Source organism: Thiocapsa sp. C2-2m (assembly GCF_041903745.1).
GTDB lineage: Bacteria > Pseudomonadota > Gammaproteobacteria > Chromatiales > Chromatiaceae > Thiocapsa > Thiocapsa roseilacustris.
In genome coordinates this window covers 92,674-108,100 of the sequence record NZ_JBBWVD010000010.1, presented here as the reverse complement: position 1 = coordinate 108,100, position 15,427 = coordinate 92,674, and the positions used below count along the sequence as shown (strand labels likewise).

The following is a 15,427-nucleotide window of genomic DNA, read 5'->3' as shown; positions in this document are numbered from 1 at the left end:
CACGACAAAGAATGGGGCAAGCACTGCCTCAGGGCCGTCCGTGGGAAGCTCGCGTTCACATCCGTTCTATTGACTCGGTCAGTCGATAAACGCCCGTCGATGGATTGCGGCCAGGCTCTCCCTCTTCCTTAGCCTCGTCGTCGAGACGTCGTGCGCGCCGAGCGGCATCCGCAATGCCGGTGGACAAGTGCATGAAATCGAGGTGCTTGTCGTAGGCGGCGATGTACTGCTGCTTGAAATACTCGGGCTCCGACACCTGCCCCTCGCAGACAAGCAGCAAACGCCGCCTTGGGTTCCTTCGGGCAGTCCCACGAGCAGGTCGGCGTTCCCGCTTATGACGACCGCCGCCCACCGGCTTATTGTCCCCCAACCTTTGGAAGGTCGCCGAGAAACGGAATCGCGCCGTAGCGTCCCTGTAAATAGCCGCGCTCGATGTTTTCGCCCTTTCTGGGTCGAAAGTCGGTTAAAGGGTACAAACAGGTCGCGCCTTGCGGGTCCTTTTCCGTCAGCCAAATCTGGTCGCGACGCATCGACGGATCTCCCGCGATGGTTCCGAGCAGACTGGTATCGTGAGTCGTGAATAGGATCTGAGCGTTTCGCGGGTTCCGCTCCGGATCGTTGAACTGCCGCAGGATTTGAATGGCCAGCAGCGGATGGAGGCTGGCCTCGAGCTCGTCGATCATGACGACGGTACCGAGTCGAAGCGCGTCGAGAATGACCGGACCCACGCGAAAGAGGGTGACTGTTCCCTGTGACTCCTCTTCCAGCGGCAGCCAAGCGTCTTCAACGCTGCTGCTGTGACGCACCATTATCCGCCCACGACGCGGACCCCACGGGGGATCACCGGGGGCTGTGGGCGCGCCGGGATCTCTCTCCAATTTGATGTCCAAGATATCCACATCCGCTGCGCGCAGCAGGTCGCGAAAAAGCTCAATGCTTTGGCTTTGCGCCTCGTCTTCTTCGAAAAGAGATTGCTGCGGATTCTGTCCGAGCCAGGCTTCTATCCCCCGTGTGAGTAGCGGATTTCCGGCGAAGCGTAGAGCGGAAGGCCGGCGACCGGGCACATTGACCGCGTTGAGATTTCGGAACCAGCTGTAAAGGGATGCGAGCTGTTCATGGCGAAGCTGAACAGCAGCTGATAAAAAGAGCGCGTTGGGTCGCGTCATCTGCTCGATCAGACGATTCTCCCCATGCAGGTGCTGGCTGAACTTGTATTGACCCAGCTCGCGCACGAACCAGACCTGCTTTCGCTTTCCAGGCCAGGCGAATAGCCACTCCTCTAGAAACTGCTCGTCGTCCGCAACAAACCCATACTGGTACCGGATGCCCGACACCACGAGCGAAACCTCGAAGAGCGAAGACTCTGTGGCCTTTTCACCCCATGCAAAGGGATCTCTCGGAACGCCTCCGTCCGGCGGCCAAGCTCGATGGGACTGAAGAACCGCATTGCGCATAAATCCCAAGGCGGAAAGGACGTTGCTCTTCCCGCTGGCGTTTGCACCGTAGAGTGCAGCCGCCGGCAGCAGTGGATCGGAGCAGCCTTGGATGCGGCGGGGGCGCGGATCGGCGGAATCGTCTTGCCTGCCCGCGCGCATGGTCAACGCCTGCTCGTCCCGAATGGAGCGGTGGTTCTCGACACGAAATTCGATGAGCATGGCGGCTTAAGTCTAGCCCGAAAGGCGATTTTACGACAGTTAGCGCAGGAAAAATCGCGCAAAATGCAGCGTAAAGATGCTAACGGTCGACTTTATCAGAACTCAGCAGCTTGGGACACTGCGCCTGTGGTCATCGCGTCTGGCGGGGATTTTAGGAAACGCTGACCCCGCAGAAAGGTCGCCGATAGCGATTCCGTGGTACGTCCCCTATTTTCCATGACGACCGTTGGAGTCGGCGCTGTTTAAGATAATAAAAAATATATCATTTTAAACCGCGTCCGCACGAAGGCCCGTGGATGCACCAAGCATCGAGCTCACTCGAAAGCGAACATCTCGCTTCATGAAAAGCGAGTCATTCGCCCTCTCGCCCCGTCTCCCCGGCCAAGCGCAAGACCTCTTCGAGCAGCGCATCCGAGAGCCGATAGCCCTGTCGCGACAGCGCTGCCGACACCGACTCGACAGACTCCAGCAGGCCCCGCTGCTTGGCGGCCAGCAGCACGCCGGCAAGTCCCACGACGGGGATTCCGCGACGCCGGGCAATCTGTCGTCCGCGGCGCTCATCGATCAGGAGGAAGCGACATTGCGTTTCCTGCGCCAACAGAATGGCCGCTGATTCCCCGGCGTCGAGTAATCGACCGAGACCGGCCATGTCCGCCTCGCAGCCCCCGGGAAGCGCCCGCGGCTCGATGAAAGCGTCGGCGAGCGCGGCCGACAAGACCCGCGCTCCGGGCCGATCGGAACCCACGCACAGCTCGGCAAGCACGGCCCCGGGAACCACCACGGATCCGTAGAGCGCGAACAGCAGCGCCAGGCGTTCGATCCGGGCCAGGGCGATCAGTGGCCCGGCGTCCGCGACGACGATCCTGTTCATTGCAGAATGGACATCAATCCGCCGTCACAAGGCGGCGCCCAACGCATCCGCCAACTCTTCGGCCGGATAATCCACCGCAGCCAAACCGAGCGATCCCAGCAGATCGATGAACCCATCCAGCGAGAGCCCCGCAACCTTCGCGGCCTGAGCGAGCGTCAGGTGGCGGTTCTCGAACAGCGTCAGTGCCAAGGCGCGATGCACGCCTTGGTCGAGCAGCCGTCGGTCGAACGGCACGGCGAGAATCGCGGGTCGGCCATGTTTGGTGATGAGCGCAAGCTGTCCGAGCTCGGCGTCCCTCAGCAGATCGCCCGAGCGGGTACGCAGATCCCGAACCGAGAAGACATCGAGCGTTTCCATGAGGTGCCTCGCATGACTGTGCCCACGAAAAGTAGCACAAAAAACAGTCCAGAGCAGGGTGTCGTCCCGTTCAACCTGGTGCGAGATTCTCCGGAAATCTCCTTGTTTGCTCTTGGCCGCAGAGCGCGTCGACATCCCGCGGCTGGTCGCGTGACGATCTGGGATGATCGAGGCCGCGAGGTCGGCATCGGCTAGATTGTCACAACCTGCCGACCTCCAACCCAGGTGGCGAGTACTCTGGGGTAATCCTTCGACAGATTCTCGGGCGCCACCTCATACAGGTCTTTCTCGTAGATCACGATATCGGCTTTATAGCCAGGATAGAGTTTGCCTATCCTCGTCTCGCGTGTCGTCGCATAGCCACCGACAGTGAAGCCTTCGATCAAATCGCGCATGGTCAAGGGTGGGTTGGCCTCCGGCTCCCCCGCGCCGGTCAGGGCGATGCGCATGATCTCCGTCGGCCAGCATAGATCGGGAATGTTGGAGGCATAGTCCGTCGAGAATGCCAAAGTGACACCAGCATCGCGCAATTTGCGGTAGGGGTAGGATCCCCGTGCATGCTCGCCGTAGTAGAACGCGGTCTCCTCCTTTTGAAACTCCCAGTGCAGGGATGGCTGAACCCCGGCGATCACGCTCTCACCCAATGCACTCATGCGCGCAATCTGCTTATCCGTAATCAGCCCTAGGTGATAAAGGGTGTGCTTACCCCGCAATCTGCCGCTCTTTTTTTGAACGGCTTCGATTGCGCTCAGTACGGCATTAATGGCGAGGTCTCCGCCGACATGATAATGCATGTCGAGACCATGCTTTTCGGACTCCTCAAGGATCCGATAAATATTGTATTGCTTTCCGTATCGCTTGTCGTTGATCCAGATCGCGTGCAGACCATGGTTGCCCTGCGTGTTCTTCCAACTGGTCCAGGCGCCGCCTTGCCCGGCTGCCCCGTCCACGAAGAGCTTCAGGCCAGCGAAGCGGACCATTGGGCTACTCTGCTCCGTTTGGCGGAAGTCCATCATGTCGTCAAGGCTAAAGAAGGTGTAGGCGTAATTGATTCGCAAGGGAAGCAGGCCCTCGAGGTCCAATTCACGGCACAACTCTGCCTCCATGGTGCGTCCCATTGGCCCGCCCATGAGATCTACAATCGATGTGTAGCCCATCTTAGCCCACTGGTTCAGCAACCCTACGGCGTAGGGTTTAACTCGATCATCCGACACTCCGGGAAAGATAGCCGCATTGCCGACAATGGCTCCGGCTGTCTCCCGCAGCATGCCGGTGGCCTTGCCGTTTTCACGGACGATCACTCCCCCCGGAGGATCGGAAGTGTCATCGCCAAGCCCGCTCATGCGCATGGCTACCGAGTTGACGATATAGCTATGTCCCAATTGATCGGCGATCATGACAGGACATTGATCACCGGTTAACGCATCGATTTCCGCCAAGTCCCCCAGGCTCCAGGCGCCGAAGTCTTCGAGCTTGAACCCGTGACCCATCACCGGGGTGCCCGGCTCCTGCTTTTCGCATTGGGTGCCGACGAGCTCCGCAATCCTCAGCGGGTCTTCTTCGCCCGGGGTCGGCACCAGGATACTCCCCGCTACGGCCATGGTGATGAGGTGAACGTGACTGTCGTTGAAACCGGGGTAGACCGCAGCACCGGCGAGATCGATCTGTTGCGCATCAAGGTGGCGAGCCGGATTGACGTTGATGCCCGCGACAATACCATCGCGGATGAGAAGATTGTCCACCCGGTGATCCGAATCTATATAGATGGCACCGTTGATGAACAGGGTTTTTGATCGAGGCTTAGGGTCGGCCTGAAGGTAGGGCGATGCGCTCAACATCAGGCTGGCGGTTGCACTGGTGGCGATAAATTCCCGGCGGGTGATACCGTCGCTGTCGAATGTTTTCATGCGACTGTCCTCGGCTGGAACTCGTTGTATGGCCGTCAACTCTCAGTTGGAGGCCCACTAAGTCAACGCATAACTGCGCATAAGGTTTTGACCGCAATGGTATGGATTTAACGACAAAGCATTTGCAATCCGCACCCATCGGGAGACTTTCGGCGGTGATACTTGTGCTCTTTTGTCGGCCACTGACATCTCTTTGTGCAGCCCAAGGGCCGCCTATTGGATGACCGATGTATGGGACGCCAAGTATGTGACCCAGTTAACATCACTGATTCTTGCTGTCAAGGAGTAAACGCAGGCTTCACGGCGTTAGCCTGTTCATGACGGAAAACCGTGATCTAATGGGCTTAGACCTCTTTTCCTCGCTGGTCTTGGCTTTAATCATCGGTTCGTCCCGGCTTTTAGTGTTGCCCGACCGGACGCGACACTCCGGCCGCACAGCCGGGTATGCCGACTTTAGTCGGCCACCCGCAGACGGGCCACGTCAGTCGTTCGAGCGCACTCGCGCGGCGGACTGAAGTCCGCCTCCCCAGGTGCCGACTAAAGTCGGCGAACCCAGATGCCGACTGAAGTCGGCGAACCCGTGCGGCGACATGGATACTGCCGATGCGGCCGGAACGATGATCGAGGCCATGATCTTGAATGCACGGCCCGGCCTAGGTAGCCCGTAGCCCTTAGCCCATAGGTAGCTCGCGGCGCCCGGGAAGCGCCCGCGGCTCGATGAAAGCGTTGGCGAGCGCGGCCGACAAGACCCGCGCTCCGGGCCGATCGGAACCCACGCACAGCTCGGCAAGCACGGCCCCGGGAACCACCACGGATCCGTAGAGCGCGAACAGCAGCGCCAGGCGTTCGATCCGGGCCAGGGCGATCAGTGGCCCGGCGTCCGCGACGACGATTTTGTTCATTGCAGCATGCGCATTAAGCCGCCGTCACAAGGCAGCGCCCAACTCATCCGCCAACTCCTCGGCCGGATAATCCACCGCAGCCAAACCGAGCGATCCCAGCAGATCGATGAACCCATCCAGCGAGAGCCCCGCAACCTTCGCGGCCTGAGCGAGCGTCAGGTGGCGGTTCTCGAACAGCGTCAGTGCCAAGGCGCGATGCACGCCTTGGTCGAGCAACCGTCGGTCGAACGGCACGGCGAGAATCGCGGGTCGGCCATGTTTGGTGATGAGCGCAAGCTGTCCGAGCTCGGCGTCCCTCAGCAGATCGCCCGAGCGGGAACGCAGTTCCCGTACCGAGAAGACGTCGAGCTTGTCCATCAGGTGCCTCGTATCATGTGTCCTCTAAACCTAGCACAAAATAACGGTCACGCGCTGCTTGAAAGTCGCGGCGGCAAGCTGCTCAAGCTCTTTTTCCCTTCGTGGGTGGAGGCTTACGGCGAGCATCGTGGTCGGCTCTTCGGTGGCGTGCTTGACGAATATCACAGCGGTCCGCCAAGTAAAGTCCATCGGTCAGTGCTTGCGAGACTCGGGTTTACCGACATCAGGAGTAGTGAGCGCGCACCTTAATCTGCGTGGCAACCACGAAGCCGTCGCGCCAGACATCGACGGGGTTGGTTTGATCTTCATGCGACCCGTCGAGGTTCGCTCATGTGCCTCTGAAGAGGTCCGCAAGCCCTCTCGCCGGCGTCTTGACCGACCCTCTGGGCTTCGCTACCCTCAGGCCGTTAGGCGTGGGATCGCATCGGCAGCACGGCTAAGGTCTTGCGTGTGCCACACAGACCGACCTCCGCCTCCTGAAACTCCACTCACTCGCATGCAGGGTCGATGATTAGAGCTCACTCTCAACGCCTCTTGCAGCCGTACTCCGCGCAAGTACAAATCGCTGAATCCGATCAAGCTCGGGCACTCTCGATGGATGGTGATTTATGGGAGTTCCAGTTCATCTACGTTCATGCTCGTGGCAAAGAAAGCAGCGGTGCGCAGCGCGGCCGCTTCGTCAGGGCGGCACACATCCGGCATTGCGATCTGAAAAGGATCATCGAGAATCCCTCCACGAAAGACGGCGACGTGGACCCGCGCATCCTCGATTTAGTGAGGTTCTTGCTCGGAGTCCGACTGCCGTTCGAAGCCGCCGATCGTTATGAATACTGGCTTCTTGACCCGAAAGACGACTCTCCGCTCGCCTTGATTTTCTCTTGTGTCGATGCGTCGGAGATGGCGTCGTTTCCACGACTCACTGATTGGACTGCACTCCCCGCGGCTGTGATGCCTATCGAAACGAGCGAGGCAGAGCGCAGCAGATCATATGGACCCGTGAACTACCGTTTTGAGCGGTGTGTCGCCGAGCGCGCCGGTACCAAACCGAGAGCGCGATGGTTCACCAGGAGGTATACCGAGAGTGAGGAATTTCCGCCTTTTCTGATACGCGAGGATTGGCAAAGCGAAGAGCATCACGATCTTTGCCAACGCTATTTGCATCGCCAAGCCCCCCGGTTGTTGATGTTGCATTGGGTGGGCTCGGCGGACCGGCGGAGAATGGAGTTGGCGGCAAGGGCGAACGCGCTGGACGTCGTGCGCTTCTATCCGCTTTATCCCGAAATCGCCGATAACGAGGTGATGGATAAGATCCGCATCGAAGCTCGGCTGCGGATGGCGGCTGGGGAGACGGCCTATGCGATGGGGCGCCGGGATGGCGTGCTGTACCAGTGACGGGGACGCCTCCGGCCATACCTTGACCCATCTCTCGAAAACAGACTTTCTCTCAATGGTGCTCTGTCGGATTGGCAAGGTGCTCAAGACACTCCGGTATCGTCATCCTAAACGATGGCGTATCCGACATCGCCTTGTCAGAACCCGCGCTGCAGCGACGGGGCTGACATGGCGGTCGCCGGTTACCCGAGGCGCTCGCGCAGTTGAGGTCCGAGAGCAGGCTGGATCAAGCGGCCATCTCGTCGCACGCGGAACGGCCGACTGCGCCGAGGACGCCTATGCGTCGGGGCGGTCGCGCAGGGTTTGATTGTCCGGGCGGCTTCGGTGATTTCCGGGAAAAGATCTAACGACAGTGAAGGAACTAAGAGCGCGCTCGAAGACTCTCCTCGTTGTCGTTGTCGTTGTCGTTGTCGTTGTCGTTGTCGTTGTCGTTGTCGTTGTCGTTGTCGTTGTCGGATTCCGGACCACAACGAAACATTCCGCGACGGTTTGCTCGAGACTTGCGACCGAAGGGACGGGCTGCTTTCCAGTCAGGCGCAGTCGGGGGCTGCCCATTCTCGGAAATCGCCTTGAAGGCCGGCGGTGAGCCGACCGGGTGTTTCGCCGACGGCCTGTTGGAGGGAAGGCGACGATCCTCCGAACGCGAGCGAACGCAAAGAAGTCCTTTGGTTCAACGGCAGTTGCCGCGGTTTTCGCGGTTTGGCTCTGCCTCATAAGTAACAGTTATGCGCGCCGAAAATGTATGAGTCGCGCCGCATATGCTGAAGCGCTTATACTCAGTCCTCAGTGTCGCCGGGAGGCAGGGAGTAGGCGCCACTAGCCCGGTGGAACGGATGGAGATCCGTTCCTTCGTCATCCCCAGTCGACCTGATGCTTGGGCGGATCGGGTCACCGTTTCCTCGTTGTACCCGAGGTTCACCTGTATGGAGTCACCTTCCAATGATCGCAAGTAACCCGTTCGCGATTGTGTCCGAGAACCTTTCGCTAGATCCGGGCGTCATGCAAGCGTACGTCGTTCTGATGGTCCTTCTGGTCATCGGCGGCACATTGCTCGACGTCGTGCATAAAAAGAGTGCCAAGTACTTCTTCGAGAAGGGGCAGTCGCTGAAGAAGATCGCCAAACGTGAAGTCGGTGGCGGAGAGAAGCTCGGCATCGCCCTGAGCACGGTGACCGGCGAGGTGTTGACCTCGAGCGAGTTCAAGAATCCCGACCGTCGTATCTCTCATCTGTTCATGATGTATGGCTTCATTTTCTTCGTCGTGACGACGGCTCTGATGATCTTTGGCCTGCCCCTTGCCGAGGGCGAGGGAGCGGGTCTGACGCCCCTATTGTGGCATCTTGGCGCGCTGTCGATCTGCATCGGTGGTTACTGGTTCTGGTTCAAGATCCGCGTCGATGTGCGGTCCGAGGGTAACGAGTGGCACAACGTGCACCAGTCCGACCTGTTTATCGTCTCGCTCTTACTGACGGCGTCCTTCGCGCTGATCTGGTCCTTGCTGCAGGGGACGTCCGGCGCGACCTCCGTGCTGAGCATCATCGCGTTTGTTCTCTTCATCGTCGCGGCCACCACGCTGTTCAGCACCATCCTCTGGTCGAAGTTTGCACACATGTTCTTCAAACCCGCGGCTGCGTTCCAGAAAAAGGTGGCGGTTGCGGACGGCTCGCGCGACAAGCTGCCCGAGATTCCGGATCTGTCCAGCGCCGAGTGCAAAGCGCGCTACCCGGACATTCCGGAGTACATGGGTGCGAATCCGCCGAACATGGGGCTCGGCATCAAGCGCGAAGTACCGGCCAACTATTGATTTTGAGCTGCGAGCTCAAGCCACGAAGAGGAAACGAATATGCCAACCTTCGTCTACATGACGCGCTGTGACGGTTGCGGCCAATGTGTCGACATCTGCCCCTCGGATATCATGCACATCGATCCGGTGGTGCGCCGCGCCTACAACATCGAGCCCAACATGTGCTGGGAGTGCTACTCCTGCGTGAAGGCCTGTCCGCACAATGCCATCGACGTCCGCGGCTACGCGGATTTTGCCCCGCTCGGCCACTCGGTCCGGGTTCAACGCGACGAGGAAAAAGGTGTCATCGCCTGGCGGATCATCTTCCGCAATGGCGAAAAGGACATGAATCTCCTGGCGCCGATCACGACGAAGCCGTGGGGGAAGCACATTCCTCAACTGGCGGACGTGCCGTCTCCCAGTCAGGAAATGCGCGATAGCGAGCTTCTGTTCAACGAGCCGAAGTACATCCGGTTCGATGAGGGTGGTCTGCACACGCTCGAAAAGGCCGGGCTCCAACTGAAAGTAGGGGTTTACGAATAATGGCTTACAAGACAATCGTTGAGGACGGCATCGACATCCTGGTGTGCGGTGCAGGACTGGGCGGAACAGGCGCTGCCTTCGAGGCCCGCTACTGGGGTAAAGACAAAAAGATCGTGGTTGCCGAGAAGGCGAACATCGATCGCTCCGGCGCGGTCGCCCAAGGCCTGTACGCGATTAACTGCTACATGGGCACTCGGTTCGGCGAGAATAACCCGGAAGACCATGTTCGCTACGCGCGCATCGACCTGATGGGCATGGTCCGGGAGGACCTCCTGTTCGATATGGCGCGTCACGTGGACTCGACCGTGCACCAGTTCGAGGAATGGGGCCTGCCGTTGATGCGCAACCCGAAGACGGGCGCGTATCAGCGCGAGGGGCGCTGGCAGATCATGATCCACGGCGAGTCGTACAAGCCGATCGTCGCCGAGGCTGCCAAGAAGTCCGCCGATAAGGTCTTCAACCGTGTCTGCGTCACCCATCTGTTGATGGACGAATCCAAGGAAAACCGCGTCGCCGGTGCCGTCGGGTTCAACGTGCGTACCGGTGACTACCACGTCTTCAAGTCTAAGACGGTGGTCGTCGCGGCGGGCGGTGCGTCCAACATCTTCAAGCCACGCTCCGTCGGCGAAGGTGCCGGCCGTGTTTGGTATGCACCTTGGTCGTCGGGCTCCGCCTACGGGCTTATGATCGGTGCGGGCGCGAAGATGACCCAGATGGAGAACAGGATCGTTCTCGCTCGCTTCAAGGACGGCTACGGCCCGGTCGGAGCGTACTTCCTGCATCTGAAGACCTATACGCAGAACGGCATGGGCGAAGAGTACGAGTCCAAGTGGTTCCCCGCCCTGGAGGAGATGGTCGGTAAGCGCTATCTGGACGTCCAGGCGTCGCACCTTTCGCATCGCCCGATTCCCACCTGTCTGCGGAATCACGCGTTCATCAACGAGGTCAACGCCGGCCGCGGTCCGATCCATATGGTGACGATGGAGGCGTTTCAGGATCCGCATCTCGAAGAGATCGGCTGGCACAACTTCTTGGGCATGACCGTTGGCCAGGCCGTGTTGTGGGCAGCGACGGATGTCGACCCGAAGTATGAGAATCCGGAGCTGACGACCTCCGAACCCTACGTGATGGGTTCTCATGCCACCGGATGTGGAGCCTGGTGCTCCGGTCCCGAAGACCTATCCCCACCCGAGTACTTCTGGGGCTACAACCGCATGACCACCGTGGAAGGTCTGTTCGGTGCGGGTGACGCTGTCGGCGGAACACCGCACGCATTCTCGTCCGGTTCCTTCACGGAAGGCCGGCTCGCGGCCAAGGCGGCCTGCAAGTATATCGACGACGGGAAGGGCGAGGGCATCCGCGTCTCCGACGATCAGATCAACCGTCGCAAGGAAGAGATCTACAAGCCGATGGAGCACTACAAGGTCTATCGGAACGAGATCACCGGCGGTTCGGTCAACCCGAACTACATCAACCCGCGTCAGGGCCTGGATCGCCTACAGAAGCTGATGGACGAGTACTGCGGCGGGGTGACCGTTAGCTACATGACCAACGAAAAGCTGCTGAATATCGGGCTGAAGAAGCTCAAGCTTCTCGAAGAAGACCTTGAAAAGCTTGCGGCGGAGAATATCCACGAGCTGCTGCGGGCCTGGGAGCTGAAGCATCGTCACCTCACCTCCGAGGCGGTTATGCATCATACGCTGTTCCGCAAAGAAACCCGCTGGCCCGGTTATTACTATCGCGGTGACGTGATGAAGGTCGACGACGAAAACTGGCACGTGTTGACGGTGTCCCGCCGCGATCCCGAGACCGGTGAGTACTCCATGGAGAAGGCGCCGTGTTACCACTTGATCGATGACGCGCCCGAGGCGAAGGCGGCGTAAGCCCCTTCTGAAATCGGGGTCCCGGGATCGGGGCCCCGATTCGTACTCACACTGAAGCTCCGCATGAGGGTAGCGCTGTGCAGTGGGTGATGTGTGGTCGTAGCAATGCCATCGATAGAAGCGGCGTCTACCGCAAAGGTTGCATCGCTGAGAACGCGCCGGCTTGAGCAAGATTCCGGTAATGAAATGTGACCGCTCATATGGCGACGCGATATGAATATCCTCGATAAAACAGACGAAGAGATCCTAGAAATCGCACATCCGCTTTGGGACGAGCTCATCAGCTATTCCAACAAAGGCCAGTACGGCAAGTTTATTCGAAAATTCTCGTATGAGTTGCTGCTCGGCTTGAACGAGGTGGAGCTCGGTAAGCAGTTTGCTCACAGCTCCCTGTCCCGGAACCTGGTCGAAGAGCGCGATTTCCTCGGTCTCATCAGGCGAGGCGAGCATGTGACTGTGCTCTATCGCGTGCGAAGCTCGACAATGGACGGGGAGTGGCTGGGGCGAATGGTCCTCGGCTATGAGAAAGGGGAAGTGCGAATTTTCGCCGCATCGATTTTCTAGAGCCATGACAGACCGGATCCAACAGAACAAGTACGTCGAGCTCAAATACCGAGTCGTCGATGCCGAGATGCGCCAGGTCTTGACGGGGGTGGAGTTTCCTTTGGGTTATGTCCATGGCGTCAACGACGTCCTTTCGCCACAAGTCATGGCGGAGCTGGACGGCAAAGCGGTTGGCGACACAATCTCGGTGGAATTGGACTGCAACAGGTTGTTTGGCCCGAGGGATGAGTCGTTAGTCATCACTGACGCTATCGAGAATGTTCCGGAAGAGTACAGGGAGGTCGGAACCACCATCGTTATGGAAACCGAGCAGGGCAAGACCAAGACGTTTCTGGTCACCAGGATCGACGATAAGACACTGACGATTGACGGGAACAATCCGTTGTGTGGTCGGCAGGTCATTTTCGAGCTCGAGATCCTGACCGTTCGAGAGGCGACGGAGGCCGAGATTGCGGTCGGCGGCAAGGTCGAAAGGCCGCCCAAGCTTTCAGGTGTCAAGCCTGTACCATTCTAGCAAACGATCCGGAAACCACGTGAGCCACGGGTGTTCCGGCAAAGGTAACAGAGAATGCAGCTTAAGCTCGATCCTACGCTATTCGAAGAACAGCAGGCCATGTTGGTCCGTGAACTGGTCCAGAGCATCAGGGTCAAGCTGCAAGAAGCCGGATTGAGCGGTGTCGATCTCGATGACATGACGGCCGGCATCGCGTTCAGTGTTGCCAGCACGATCGACGACACGTCCGCGATTGAAGTTGAGGGCACGGAAGTGCATCCGTACCTGACTTTCCGCACCTCGGATAACGAATTAGTGCATTGTGGTGAAAATTCGTACGCGCATGAGTTTGTCTATGAGGTTTTGGAGCAAATGCGCAAAAAATGAGCCGAACGATCACGCATCCACTGCCTGGCGTTTTCATCGTCGGATCCGCGGGGCAACCGGCTGATTTCGAGCACTCCGGGGTTGGGTGAGGCGTGTTGAAGTTTGGCGTTCTAACGGCGCGGGCCGCTGTGTAGTTGGCACGCTCCATTCCATCCGTAATGGCATGTCGACAGAAGGTGACGTAATGAGCGAACAACCCAAGAGCAGACCAAAAGTGCCGGAAGGCAAGGTCCGGTTTTTCAGAACCAAGCAGATGGAGCCCAATGAAAAGGGTTTCGTTGGCTATCAGACGTTATGGGACGGTCTCCAGAAAGAGGTCGAGTACAAGACGCCGAAACGGCCCTGAGCTTTAAGGCAATCGTGGGGCCGATTGGTCGTCGCGACCACAACGCCCCACGACGCTTAACCGGGCATTGTTCCAGGTGTATCAGGTGCCTGTCGCAAGTAAGGCCCTAGCGGAGATCACGATTCAGGGTCCGCCTTGACGTCTCCACCGTACCGACTCTCTTCCTGCGTTGCATCCCGAACCAATTCGATTTTCACTTGGTAGATGACCTCCCTGCCACATAGCGGGTTGTTGCCGTCAAAGGTGATCTTGTCTCCCTCAATCTTGGTTACCAGGAAGCTCTTCATTCGACCTAGAGTGTTCTCCATCAAGATCCGGCTACCGACCTGACGATATTCGCGAGGCACCAGCGAAACCTTTTCGGTCATCACGAGTGATTCGTCTCTCGGGCCGTACAGCTCGTTGCAGTCGACAAGGAGGTCGACCCGTTGTCCTTGCATCTTCCCTTCGAGCTCGCGGGTGATCGTTGGTGCTAAAATCTCATTCACGCCGTGAACGTAGTTGAGAGGGCGTGAGATTTCGGTGAGTACGGCGCCAGTCTTGCTGTCCCGCACGCAGTAAGTGAGCTCGACGTACTTGCCTTCGCTGATGACGTTTGTGCTGGCCTCGGTCATGGTCGTCTCCGAAAGTGTGATGTCGTGGGCGCTAAAGTGATTTCCGCAGACTTCCATACCCGTAGGTTGTGCTGACGATAGGAAGCACAACTTGCGCCGACGGTTGGTTGTGCCTCGCGCGGCTCGGCACAACCTACGCCGTTGGTATGAGGGTTTCCGGTATTCGCCTAAGGTCTTTTCGCGCACGGGTTGGGGCAGAGATGTCGGCATCATGGCCCAATGCAGCGCCGAGTCGGCTGCGGTCACAAGCTGTTGCAAGCGCGAAACGGTGGCCGCGGTCCAGGGACCGTTCGAGGGCTTCTCGCGTTCATTCCGGGTGAAAACCCCGGAATCACCCCCAGCTCCGCGAAACGACGGCGCAGCCTCGCGCCCAGAGAACCCGCGGACACTCTATCTCATTCGATCCCTACCGGAAGGTGATTCCTCTTGTCGACGCACCCACTCATCCTCGAAAACGATGCCATTTCCGAGCTCGCGCTGGACGTCACGAAAGCGGTGCTCGCCAGAACCGAAGAAGCGCGGTCGATCATGGAGGACGAAGCCGGCCCAATCGCCCTTGCGCAGGCCCTTTCGGACTTCTTCCAACTCGCCGGAGCCCTGGAAGTCGGAGCAGCCCGGCTGGAGCAAGAGGAGCTCAACGAGTTCTGCGCATACGGGCTCGATCTGCATGATCGTCTCGCGTTTCTAGTGCGCAAGGTCGAGATTATGGACAAGAGAGACACCGTTGCTCGCATGTTTGCGTCCTTGGGGGTTTGGGTCGCTCGCCGCGGCGCCATCATCGATAATCTCCAGGGTACCGCCGACGGTTTCGGCATCATCGTGAACGGCACGAGCGGAGCAGATGATCTCAGTGCCTTGTGCGAGCTCATGGAGGAGGTCATCGAGGCGGCGTCGCTGAGGCTGCAACTCGACGAGGACCGCGGCGACGCCTGGCGCCCTTGGCGTGTCATCAATCTCAACGCGGGCATTGCCGCAACGCGATCGCTTGACCCGGAGGTCATGGAGCGAACCTTCAAAAAAATGTCCCGACGCCTGCCTTACGACATGCCAGGTTTCCTTGCCGACGGTATGCGGCAAGCGATGTTCCAAAACGTACCAGATGAGGTCAAGGCAGTGATCCGCAATTACATGGAAAAATGGCCGACCAACGCGCCCCACTAAGCCCATGAGCAGCCGGCGGGCCAGCCGCATGTCGTTTCCCGCTAGGAGACTACTCTTGTCGCCGCCGGCCAACAGGATCGCCTAGCTCTGCCGACACCCCGGGAGATGCGACTCGCAGTCGTCCTTTTGCGCTGTCCTGACGGCCAGAGGCTCACGACTCCTGACTCCTGCTGCTCAGCGGTCATCCAAGAAAGTTCATTGGCCAATGCTATG

At 59.0% G+C, this 15,427-nt stretch carries 17 protein-coding genes; 9 read left to right on the top strand and 8 right to left on the bottom strand.

Going from position 1 to position 15,427, the window contains the following annotated elements; translation table 11 throughout:
• Window positions 1–55 precede the first annotated feature (55 nt).
• The 7 genes from AADX97_RS09655 to AADX97_RS09625 all read right to left on the bottom strand — a co-directional run bounded on the left by AADX97_RS09655 (window position 56) and on the right by AADX97_RS09625 (window position 6,049).
• On the bottom strand, window positions 56–256 hold the full coding sequence (locus tag AADX97_RS09655) for a hypothetical protein (RefSeq protein WP_374232567.1): 201 nt from the start codon (window positions 254–256) through the stop codon (window positions 56–58).
• Between the two features lie 100 nt (window positions 257–356).
• Window positions 357–1,595 (bottom strand): ATP/GTP-binding protein, encoded by a 1,239-nt coding sequence (locus tag AADX97_RS09650; RefSeq protein ID WP_374232685.1) that lies wholly within the window; start codon window positions 1,593–1,595, stop codon window positions 357–359.
• A gap of 412 nt (window positions 1,596–2,007) precedes the next feature.
• On the bottom strand, window positions 2,008–2,526 hold the full coding sequence (locus AADX97_RS09645) for a DUF3368 domain-containing protein (protein ID WP_374232569.1): 519 nt from the start codon (window positions 2,524–2,526) through the stop codon (window positions 2,008–2,010).
• A 24-nt stretch (window positions 2,527–2,550) separates the two neighbouring features.
• The gene (locus AADX97_RS09640) at window positions 2,551–2,883 is read right to left on the bottom strand and encodes a type II toxin-antitoxin system prevent-host-death family antitoxin (protein WP_374232570.1); all 333 of its coding nucleotides are present in this window, start codon (window positions 2,881–2,883) and stop codon (window positions 2,551–2,553) included.
• 191 nt (window positions 2,884–3,074) lie between these two features.
• Window positions 3,075–4,790, bottom strand: coding sequence for an amidohydrolase (locus AADX97_RS09635; protein WP_374232571.1), 1,716 nt, complete (start codon window positions 4,788–4,790; stop codon window positions 3,075–3,077).
• Window positions 4,791–5,461: 671 nt separating this feature from the next.
• Window positions 5,462–5,692 (bottom strand): hypothetical protein, encoded by a 231-nt coding sequence (locus tag AADX97_RS09630; protein ID WP_374232572.1) that lies wholly within the window; start codon window positions 5,690–5,692, stop codon window positions 5,462–5,464.
• Between the two features lie 24 nt (window positions 5,693–5,716).
• Window positions 5,717–6,049, bottom strand: a complete 333-nt coding sequence (locus tag AADX97_RS09625) for a type II toxin-antitoxin system prevent-host-death family antitoxin (protein WP_374232573.1) — start codon at window positions 6,047–6,049, stop codon at window positions 5,717–5,719.
• Between the two features lie 594 nt (window positions 6,050–6,643).
• On the opposite strand from AADX97_RS09625, the gene AADX97_RS09620 reads away from it, so the two are divergent.
• The 8 genes from AADX97_RS09620 to AADX97_RS09585 all read left to right on the top strand — a co-directional run bounded on the left by AADX97_RS09620 (window position 6,644) and on the right by AADX97_RS09585 (window position 13,439).
• The gene (locus tag AADX97_RS09620) at window positions 6,644–7,441 is read left to right on the top strand and encodes a hypothetical protein (RefSeq protein ID WP_374232574.1); all 798 of its coding nucleotides are present in this window, start codon (window positions 6,644–6,646) and stop codon (window positions 7,439–7,441) included.
• 939 nt (window positions 7,442–8,380) lie between these two features.
• Window positions 8,381–9,244: an adenylyl-sulfate reductase gene (locus tag AADX97_RS09615; RefSeq protein WP_374232576.1), complete on the top strand. Its 864-nt coding sequence runs from the start codon at window positions 8,381–8,383 to the stop codon at window positions 9,242–9,244.
• Window positions 9,245–9,283: 39 nt separating this feature from the next.
• Window positions 9,284–9,766 carry an adenylyl-sulfate reductase subunit beta gene (gene aprB, locus AADX97_RS09610; protein ID WP_374232577.1) on the top strand — a complete coding sequence of 161 codons (483 nt, stop codon included), beginning with the start codon at window positions 9,284–9,286 and terminating at the stop codon, window positions 9,764–9,766.
• Entirely contained in the window at window positions 9,766–11,649 is a 1,884-nt protein-coding gene (aprA, locus tag AADX97_RS09605; RefSeq protein ID WP_374232579.1) for an adenylyl-sulfate reductase subunit alpha, read from the top strand. Before aprB ends, aprA begins: the two co-directional genes overlap by 1 nt.
• 213 nt (window positions 11,650–11,862) lie before the next feature.
• On the top strand, window positions 11,863–12,213 hold the full coding sequence (locus tag AADX97_RS09600) for a hypothetical protein (protein ID WP_374232581.1): 351 nt from the start codon (window positions 11,863–11,865) through the stop codon (window positions 12,211–12,213).
• Between the two features lie 4 nt (window positions 12,214–12,217).
• Window positions 12,218–12,727: a peptidylprolyl isomerase gene (locus AADX97_RS09595; RefSeq protein ID WP_374232582.1), complete on the top strand. Its 510-nt coding sequence runs from the start codon at window positions 12,218–12,220 to the stop codon at window positions 12,725–12,727.
• A 54-nt stretch (window positions 12,728–12,781) separates the two neighbouring features.
• Entirely contained in the window at window positions 12,782–13,093 is a 312-nt protein-coding gene (locus AADX97_RS09590) for a hypothetical protein (protein ID WP_374232584.1), read from the top strand.
• A 184-nt stretch (window positions 13,094–13,277) separates the two neighbouring features.
• Window positions 13,278–13,439, top strand: coding sequence for a hypothetical protein (locus AADX97_RS09585; RefSeq protein ID WP_374232585.1), 162 nt, complete (start codon window positions 13,278–13,280; stop codon window positions 13,437–13,439).
• 116 nt (window positions 13,440–13,555) lie between these two features.
• Here the strand turns inward: AADX97_RS09585 and AADX97_RS09580 are convergent, their stop codons facing one another.
• Complete coding sequence (locus tag AADX97_RS09580) at window positions 13,556–14,053, bottom strand: peptidylprolyl isomerase (RefSeq protein ID WP_374232588.1); 498 nt, start codon at window positions 14,051–14,053, stop codon at window positions 13,556–13,558.
• A gap of 426 nt (window positions 14,054–14,479) precedes the next feature.
• On the opposite strand from AADX97_RS09580, the gene AADX97_RS09575 reads away from it, so the two are divergent.
• Entirely contained in the window at window positions 14,480–15,214 is a 735-nt protein-coding gene (locus AADX97_RS09575) for a hypothetical protein (RefSeq protein ID WP_374232590.1), read from the top strand.
• Window positions 15,215–15,427: the final 213 nt, after the last annotated feature.

What these genes read in the sequence shown, in the direction of transcription:
- AADX97_RS09635 (WP_374232571.1), bottom strand. Translation starts at nt 4,790, where the DNA reads ATGAAAACATTCGACAGCGACGGTATCACCCGCCGGGAATTTATCGCC.
- AADX97_RS09625 (WP_374232573.1), bottom strand. Translation starts at nt 6,049, where the DNA reads ATGGACAAGCTCGACGTCTTCTCGGTACGGGAACTGCGTTCCCGCTCG.
- AADX97_RS09585 (WP_374232585.1), top strand. Translation starts at nt 13,278, where the DNA reads ATGAGCGAACAACCCAAGAGCAGACCAAAAGTGCCGGAAGGCAAGGTC.
- AADX97_RS09620 (WP_374232574.1), top strand. Translation starts at nt 6,644, where the DNA reads ATGGATGGTGATTTATGGGAGTTCCAGTTCATCTACGTTCATGCTCGT.
- AADX97_RS09590 (WP_374232584.1), top strand. Translation starts at nt 12,782, where the DNA reads ATGCAGCTTAAGCTCGATCCTACGCTATTCGAAGAACAGCAGGCCATG.
- AADX97_RS09650 (WP_374232685.1), bottom strand. Translation starts at nt 1,595, where the DNA reads ATGCGCGCGGGCAGGCAAGACGATTCCGCCGATCCGCGCCCCCGCCGC.
- aprA (WP_374232579.1), top strand. Translation starts at nt 9,766, where the DNA reads ATGGCTTACAAGACAATCGTTGAGGACGGCATCGACATCCTGGTGTGC.
- AADX97_RS09645 (WP_374232569.1), bottom strand. Translation starts at nt 2,526, where the DNA reads ATGAACAGGATCGTCGTCGCGGACGCCGGGCCACTGATCGCCCTGGCC.
- AADX97_RS09595 (WP_374232582.1), top strand. Translation starts at nt 12,218, where the DNA reads ATGACAGACCGGATCCAACAGAACAAGTACGTCGAGCTCAAATACCGA.
- AADX97_RS09630 (WP_374232572.1), bottom strand. Translation starts at nt 5,692, where the DNA reads ATGAACAAAATCGTCGTCGCGGACGCCGGGCCACTGATCGCCCTGGCC.
- AADX97_RS09600 (WP_374232581.1), top strand. Translation starts at nt 11,863, where the DNA reads ATGAATATCCTCGATAAAACAGACGAAGAGATCCTAGAAATCGCACAT.
- AADX97_RS09580 (WP_374232588.1), bottom strand. Translation starts at nt 14,053, where the DNA reads ATGACCGAGGCCAGCACAAACGTCATCAGCGAAGGCAAGTACGTCGAG.
- AADX97_RS09640 (WP_374232570.1), bottom strand. Translation starts at nt 2,883, where the DNA reads ATGGAAACGCTCGATGTCTTCTCGGTTCGGGATCTGCGTACCCGCTCG.
- aprB (WP_374232577.1), top strand. Translation starts at nt 9,284, where the DNA reads ATGCCAACCTTCGTCTACATGACGCGCTGTGACGGTTGCGGCCAATGT.
- AADX97_RS09615 (WP_374232576.1), top strand. Translation starts at nt 8,381, where the DNA reads ATGATCGCAAGTAACCCGTTCGCGATTGTGTCCGAGAACCTTTCGCTA.